A 7,529-nucleotide genomic window follows, 5' to 3' on the forward strand; every position below is an offset into this window, starting at 1 on the left:
AGGTCACCAGAGTGATCGCGCTGGGTACGCTGGGCCGCCCTTGCACGGGTGCTGAATCGACCTCTTCGCCCCGTACGACCGAATCTCTGCCCCTGCACGTTCGTCCGCTGTTCCCGAGCCGACCCGTACTGCCACCTCTGAGCCGGTCCAGTCGGCGGACCAGCGCACGCAGTCTGCCGTGCCAACGGTCGTACCGCGCCAACGCAACGAGCGGTCCGTGCGGAAATTCCCGCACGGACCGCTCGCGGCCTGCTGATGGTGGTCACTGATCACTGATCACTGATCGCTGGTCACTGATCACTGGTCACTGGTCGCTGGTGACCGTGACCTTCTCGTCGTTCTTGAGCTCGTTCACGAGCTGCTTGACCTTGGCCTGGTCCCACTGGAGGTTGCCGCCGACGCTGCCGGAGACCGGCATGTTCATCGACTTGCCCTTGCCGCTGTTGACGTCCTTCATGGCGAGGAACATCTTGCCGAGCAGGTAGGGGTTCATGTCCTTGTCGACGATCAAGGTGTCCAGGCCCGCGCCCATGACGGGGTAGAGCTCGAACGGGTTGAGCAGGGTGCCGGGCGAGGCCGCCTGGTTCGCGAGCGTGGCGAGGAACTTCTGCTGGTTCTTGGTGCGGTCCAGGTCGCTGCCGGTGAAGGCGTAGCGGGAGCGGACGAACGCCAGGGACTGCTGACCGTTCAGGGTCTGCCGGCCGGCCTCGAAGTCGGCGCCGGACTTGTCGTCCTTGAAGCCCTTTTCGATGTTCATCTCGACGCCGCCCATGGCGTCCACGATGTTGGCGAAGCCGGTGAAGCCGATCTCGGCGTAATGGTCGATGTGCAGCCCGGTGTTGTACTCGACCGTGCGGACCAGCAGCTGCGGGCCGTCGTAGGCGTATGCGGCGTTGAGCTTGTTCGCGCCCATCGCGGGCCGCATCTTGCCGGACTCGGAACCCTGGAACTCCGGGATGGTGACGTTCGAGTCGCGGGGCAGCGAGATCAGCGTCGGGCCGTTGGAGCCGACGTGCAGGATCATCATCGAATCGGTCCGCTTGCCGGCCTCCGCGCTGCCGCCGGTGTGCAGGTCCTTGCGCTGCTGCGCGGACATGCCCTCGCGGCTGTCGGAGCCGACGATCAGGTAGTTGGTGCCGTCGCCCGCCTCGGGACGGTCGATGACCGTACTGAGGTCGACCTCCTTGCGCAGCTTGGAGTCGGCCCAGAAGTACGTGCCGACCGACACGACAAGCAGGATCACAAGGACGGATATCAGCATCCGCTTGAACTTGCCGCCCCGGCGGGGAGGTGGCCCGGCGTAGTACGGACCGCCGCCCCGTGGCTGCGGCGGCACCACCGGCCGCTGCGGCGCCATGCCACGCGCCGCGTCCGGACGAGGCGGGGCGTACCCACGCTCATACCGGTTCTGAAAATCGACGTTCCTGCCGTCGGGCCTCTGATTCATGCCCGGCAGTGTGCATTCTTCAGTACCCCTCAACGCAAATCGAGGACGGCGGCGCCGCTGAAGTGTTTCCGATTTGATGCGCACTTCCCCAAAAGGGATTGCCAGCAATGTCGTGCAATCTGTCCAGCGAAGTACCCGAACCGACACTCATGGTCGATCACGAGAATTCGGACAAGGATAGTCATACCTGCAGCGGGAGCGGGCGCATTCCATCCGGACGACGCATCACTGAACCACGCAATGCAGTTCTCGTGATGTGTGCCACGCGGGGGTCGCGGGGTGTGCGCACGGAAAAGGGGTCGCCGAAGCGGCGGCACCTGTCGATCGGTCCGGTATTCGTGCCTCCTCGATACGAGCCCGGGGCCGGGGTCGGTAGCGGAACTGCCGCGCGTCCGCGGCGCATTGCATGCATTCCTGGCCGGGGCTACGGCCCGGCCATCTTCCATGAGTCGCACGACCCGGATCGCGTGCCGACCGGGCATACGTTTCCCTCAGCGCCGCGGGAGCTGATCGTGTTACCGCCTGGTGTCGCCGGCCACCTCTTCACTGTGATCCGCGGCTGCCCCGTAGAGGCGCTCGCACCGGTGCAGGGCAGGTGTGCAGGTAAAGGTCGCACTCAGAGGTGCCGGGCGTCCGCGCCCCTGAGTGCGGCCAGTCGGTGCGCTCAAAGGCGTCGGAGCCAGGCGGCGACGCCATGGCCGACCACGAGATAGATCACTGCGGGCAGGCCGCAGTTGAAGAAGACGCGCAGCCCTTTGGTGTCCATGATGAAGATGTCCTGAGACCAGCCGGCGAGCCAGTCGGCCATACCGTGCACGAAGTCGACGAAAGGGTTCGCCTGATTCGCGTCGAGCAGATACAGCAGGATCCACAGCCCGAGGAAGATTGCGGCGATATCGGCGAGGCCATGAATGATCAAGGCCAGCCGGTCCGCCCCAACACCCTTTCGGTCAGCTGCCGGGGGCCTGGGTGCGTCGTACGGAGCATTCGGAGCCCCGCTGTACGGAGCGCCGGGCTCGGCAGGGTAGGGAGCGGGGGGATTGCCATTGTGCGGGGCATACGCTCCGCGGGCGGACAAAGGGATCGTGTCGCCGCCCTGCTGAGCGTTTGGGTCGCCGTGATAGGGAGGGTTTGCGTTGGGATCGTATGGGGCATTTTGCGGCATGCCGTTATTGGGGTAACTCACGGACCGGCGCGTTACCCACCCAGCATTTTCGAAACCTTCTTCACTGCCATTTCACATTCGCGCTCTCGAGCAGTCACTCTCATGTCGGCTGAACTACAGCGCGGCGAGGCGCGGCCGACCGGGTTGCCACGCCACGCGCGGCAACCATGAGGCGGGGGCCGCGGCCGGTCGACGCCCCTCCTGCGCGAGGGAGCGTGCATCGCCAACTCCATGCGGTCGGTGGAACAGTCCGCGGAGCGTGCCGGGCGGAGGGCCGGCCGTGTGGCCGGCGCAGCAGGCCGGCTCAGGCTCGGCTCCGGGGCGGTTCACCGCGGGTCGCCTCCCTGATGGGACCCTGATGGGAAACCTTCGCCGGTGGCGGCTGGGTGATGCGTCGGCGGCGCAGGCGGGAGGCGTTGGTGACCACCGACAGCGAGGAGAGTGCCATCGCGGCGGCCGCGAGGATCGGGCTGAGGCGGATCCCCCACAGTGGGTAGAGGGCACCGGCGGCGACGGGGACACCGATGGCGTTGTAGACGAGCGCGAAGAACAGGTTCTGGCGGATGTTGCGCATAGTGGCGCGCGACAGCCGGACGGCCGTGACCACGCCGGTCAGGGAGCCGGAGATGAGGGTGATGTCGGCGGCTTCAATGGCGACGTCGGTCCCGGTGCCGATGGCGAGGCCGACGTCTGCGGCGGCCAGCGCCGGGGCGTCGTTGATGCCGTCGCCGACCATGCCCACCGTACGGCCCTCGTGCTGCAGTCGGCGGATCTCGTCCGCCTTGTGCTGCGGCAGCACCTCGGCCAGCACGCGCTCCACGCCCACCTGCCGGGCGATGGCTTCGGCGGTACGAGCGGTGTCGCCGGTGATGATGACGATCTCCAGCCCGAGCCGGCGGAGCGCAGCGATGGCCGCGGCGGAGTCCTCCTTGACGGTGTCGGCCACGGCCAGCACTCCCGCCGGGGTGCCGTCGACGGCGGCGAACACGGGGGTCTTGCCCTGGGCCGACAGGCCGGTGGCGACGGGGGTGAGGCCGCCCGGGGCGATGCCGTTGTCGTCGAGCAGGCGGGCGGTGCCGACCAGGACGGTATGGCCGTCTACCGTGGCCTTCACCCCTTTGCCGGTGACCGAGTCGAACCCGCCGACCTCGGGCAGGGCCAGGTTCCGCTGCCGTGCACCGGCGACGATCGCCGTCGCGAGGGGATGCTCACTCAGCTCCTCGACTGCGGCGATCAGCGCCAGCAACTCGTCCTTGTCGAAACCGTCGGCGGCGTGCACATCGGTGAGCGCGGGGGTGCCCGCGGTGACGGTGCCGGTCTTGTCCAGCACCACGGTGTCCAGCTTGTGGGCGGTCTCCAGCGCCTCGGCGGAGCGGATGAGAATGCCGGCGCGGGCGCCCTTCCCGGTGCCGACCATCACGGACAACGGTGTGGCGAGTCCGAGTGCACACGGACAGGCGATGATCAGCACCGCGACGGCGGAGACCAGTGCGAGGGTCAGGGCCGGCGGCGGGCCGAGGGTGTACCAGAGCGCGAACGTGGCGACGGCAATGGCGATCACGGCGGGCACGAAGTAGCCGGACACGGCGTCCGCGAGCCGCTGGATGGGAGCCTTGGACGCCTGCGCCTGCTGCACGAGGCGGATGATCTGGGCCAGCATCGTGTCGGCACCGACCTTGCTCGCGCGCACGCGCAGCGCACCGCTGCCGTTGACGGTCGCGCCGATGACGGTGTCCCCGGTGCGCTTGACGACCGGCATCGGCTCGCCGGTGACCATCGACTCGTCCACCGGCGAGGACCCGGAGAGCACGGCGGCGTCGACCGGCACCTTCTCGCCGGGGCGGATCACCAGTTCGTCGCCGACCACGACGTCCTCGACCGGTATCTCCTCCTGGATACCGTCATGAACCACCCGGGCGGTACGGGCCTGCAGCCCCAGCAGGGCGCGGATCGCCTCACCGGTGCCGGCCTTGGCACGGGCTTCCAGCAACCGGCCCAGCAGGATCAGGGTGAGGATCACTCCGACCGCCTCGAAGTACACCTCCCGCACCTCGCTCGGCAGCAGCCCGGGGGCGAGGGTGACCAGCAGGCTGTATCCGTACGCGGCCGATGTGCCCAGTGTGATCAGGGAGTTCATGTCGGCGCCGCGGTGCCGTAGGGCCAGCCAGCCGGTCGAGTGGATCGGCCGGCCGGTGTAGAACATCACCGGGGTGATCAGCGCCAGCTGCAGCCAGTGGTTCAGCAGCCAGCCGGGCACCCAGTCGGCACCGAACAGCTCGTGCGTCATGACGGCGAAGAGCACCGGCAGCGTCAGCACCGCACCGAAGACGACCCGACGGCCCAGATCCCGGATCTCGGCGCGCCGCTCGGCGGCTTCCGCGGCCTCCGCCTCGGCCGCGTTCTCGCCGCCCGGGGGATGGTCCGGCGTACGGACCCCGGCGAGGACCCGGCCTTCTCCACCGACAGCAGGGGGGCCGGCGGTGCCCGGTGAGGGTACAGGTGCAGGTGCAGGCACTCGTGCTGTCGGTTCGGGTTCGACCAGCAGCGTGCCGTGGATCATGTTCATTCCGCACGCGAAGCCGTAGGAACCGGCCATATCGGGGCTCAGGCGCACTGTGGTGCGCTCGTACGCGGCCAGCCCCGCGCTCACCCGCAGGTCGGGGAAGACCACCCGGGACGTGCACTCCCCGGACTCCTGCCGGTCGAAGACCAGCTCCACCGGCATGCCCTGCCGGACGCGGATGACATCGGGGCGGTAACCGCCCCGCACGGTCACGCCCACGCGCTGCACCCCGCCCTCCACCAGGGCTGTGTGAGCACGGCGCGGTCCGAAGAAGAACCACGCCAAGCCGCCGACCGCGCCGACCGCAGCGGCAACGACGACAAGATCGGGGACACTCACGGCGACCGCCTCCCTGCTTGACGTCCACCCTCGTTGCCGGTGCCCCTGCGGGGCAGGGGCCGAACGGTCTGGCACCGGGACCGTCAGGCCCTGGAACCCGTGCCCGCGCGCACGGGACAGTGAGTGGAAAGAGCCGTCCACCGGCAGCAGGCCGGGACGAGGCGCTCGTGCCCCAGAGGAGGTGGCACACCATGATGGTCTGGTACGACCACAACGTCAGCGGGTGGGGCTGGTTCGCAATGTCGGCCGGCATGCTGGTCTTCTGGGCATGATCATTACAGTCGCCGTCCTGGCCATCCGCGCCCTGAGCCGGCCGCACGAGCACATGCACGCCCCCGCTGCTCCTTCGCCGGAACAGCGGCTCGCCGAGCGGTTCGCCCGCGGCGAGATCGACGAAGAGCAGTACCAACGGAGCCTGGCCACACTGCGTTCCGGGCATTCCAACGGCCCATTCACCAAAACCTGACCTCGGAGCCCTCGCCCTCGACGTGCCCGCAAGCACGCTCGCCGTGCCGGCCATCGTCCTGGTCTGTCCGCGCATCGTCCGGGCACCCGCCGGGCCGCGGCTCGTTCGAAGGAGGAGGCAATCGAGAAACGATGCGCCCTTCAGCACGCGATGACATTCACCGCCAGCCCGCCCCGCGCCGTCTCCTTGTACTTGACCTTCATGTCGGCGCCCGTCTCCTTCATGGTCTTGATGACCTTGTCGAGGGAGACGTGGTGGCGGCCGTCGCCGCGGCGGGCCATGCGGGCCGCGGTGACGGCCTTGACCGCTGCCATGCCGTTGCGTTCGATGCAGGGGATCTGGACCAGGCCGCCGACGGGGTCGCAGGTCAGGCCGAGGTTGTGTTCCATGCCGATTTCGGCGGCGTTCTCGACCTGCTCGGGGGAGCCGCCGAGTACCTCGGCGAGGCCGCCGGAGGCCATGGAGCAGGCCGAGCCGACCTCGCCCTGGCAGCCGACCTCGGCGCCGGAGATGGAGGCGTTCTCCTTGAAGAGCAGTCCGATGGCGCCGGCCGCCAGCAGGAAGCGGACGATGCCGTCGTCATCCGCGCCGGGGACGAAGTTCAGGTAGTAATGGAGGACGGCGGGGATGATGCCGGCCGCGCCGTTGGTGGGCGCGGTCACGACCCGGCCGCCGGCCGCGTTCTCCTCGTTGACGGCCATCGCGTAGAGGGTCACCCACTCCATCGCCCGGCCCGCCGGGTCGCCCTCGGCGCGTAGCGCCTTGGCTGCCGCGGTGGCCCGGCGGCGGACCTTGAGGCCGCCCGGCAGGATTCCCTCGCTGGACAGGCCGCGGGCCACACACTCCTGCATCACCCGCCAGATCTCCAGCAGGCCGGCCCGGACCTCGGCCTCGGTGCGCCAGGCCCTCTCGTTCTCCAGCATCAGGGCCGAGATCGACAGCCCCGTCTCGCGGGTCAGGCGCAGCAGTTCGTCGCCGCTGCTGAAGGGGTACTTCAGGACGGTGTCGTCGAGCACGACGCGGTCGGCGCCGGCGGCTTCCTCGTCGACGACGAAGCCGCCGCCGACCGAGTAGTACGTCTTCTCCAGCAGTGGCAGCGCCTCGGCGTCGTATGCGGCCAGCGTCATGCCGTTGGCGTGGTACGGCAGGGAACGGCGGCGGTGCAGGACCAGGTGGCTGTCCGTGCGGAAGTCGATTTCGTGGGCAGCGTCGAGATCGCGGCCCAGCAGCCGCAGCCGTCCGGTCGAGGTGATCCGCTCGACGTCCCGTTCGGCCTCGGCGACGTCGACCGTGTGCGGCTCGTTGCCCTCCAGGCCGAGCAGTACGGCCTTGGGGGTGCCGTGGCCGTGGCCGGTGGCGCCGAGGGAGCCGAACAGCTCGGCTCGTACCGATGTCGTCTGGGCCAGCAGGCCCTCTTCCTTCAGGCGGCCGACGAACATGTGGGCGGCCCGCATCGGGCCGACGGTGTGCGAGCTGGACGGGCCGATGCCGATGGAGAAGAGGTCGAACACAGAGATGGCCACGGGCGGGCTCCCTTGTCTGTGCGGGG

At 69.0% G+C, this 7,529-nt stretch carries 5 protein-coding genes; 1 reads left to right on the forward strand and 4 read right to left on the reverse strand.

The window, feature by feature from the left end; translation table 11 throughout:
• Positions 1-304 precede the first annotated feature (304 nt).
• The 3 genes from CCS38_RS02060 to CCS38_RS02070 form a co-directional block, all read right to left on the reverse strand.
• Positions 305-1,447 carry an LCP family protein gene (locus CCS38_RS02060; RefSeq protein ID WP_223731451.1) on the reverse strand — a complete coding sequence of 381 codons (1,143 nt, stop codon included), beginning with the start codon at positions 1,445-1,447 and terminating at the stop codon, positions 305-307.
• A 664-nt stretch (positions 1,448-2,111) separates the two neighbouring features.
• Positions 2,112-2,525 (reverse strand): hypothetical protein, encoded by a 414-nt coding sequence (locus CCS38_RS35630; RefSeq protein WP_372456967.1) that lies wholly within the window; start codon positions 2,523-2,525, stop codon positions 2,112-2,114.
• A gap of 391 nt (positions 2,526-2,916) precedes the next feature.
• Positions 2,917-5,514: a heavy metal translocating P-type ATPase gene (locus tag CCS38_RS02070; protein WP_223731452.1), complete on the reverse strand. Its 2,598-nt coding sequence runs from the start codon at positions 5,512-5,514 to the stop codon at positions 2,917-2,919.
• Positions 5,515-5,782: 268 nt separating this feature from the next.
• Here CCS38_RS02070 and CCS38_RS02075 point away from each other — a divergent pair, with 268 nt between their 5' ends.
• Positions 5,783-5,980 carry an SHOCT domain-containing protein gene (locus tag CCS38_RS02075; protein WP_308050646.1) on the forward strand — a complete coding sequence of 66 codons (198 nt, stop codon included), beginning with the start codon at positions 5,783-5,785 and terminating at the stop codon, positions 5,978-5,980.
• Between the two features lie 140 nt (positions 5,981-6,120).
• Here CCS38_RS02075 and CCS38_RS02080 read toward each other — a convergent pair whose 3' ends face one another.
• Positions 6,121-7,503: an L-serine ammonia-lyase gene (locus tag CCS38_RS02080; RefSeq protein WP_223731453.1), complete on the reverse strand. Its 1,383-nt coding sequence runs from the start codon at positions 7,501-7,503 to the stop codon at positions 6,121-6,123.
• Between the last annotated feature and the right edge of the window lie 26 nt (positions 7,504-7,529).

This window comes from Streptomyces purpurogeneiscleroticus, from assembly GCF_020024005.1.
GTDB lineage: Bacteria > Actinomycetota > Actinomycetes > Streptomycetales > Streptomycetaceae > Streptomyces > Streptomyces purpurogeneiscleroticus.

What these genes read in the sequence shown, in the direction of transcription:
- CCS38_RS02060 (WP_223731451.1), bottom strand. Translation starts at nt 1,447, where the DNA reads ATGAATCAGAGGCCCGACGGCAGGAACGTCGATTTTCAGAACCGGTAT.
- CCS38_RS02075 (WP_308050646.1), top strand. Translation starts at nt 5,783, where the DNA reads ATGATCATTACAGTCGCCGTCCTGGCCATCCGCGCCCTGAGCCGGCCG.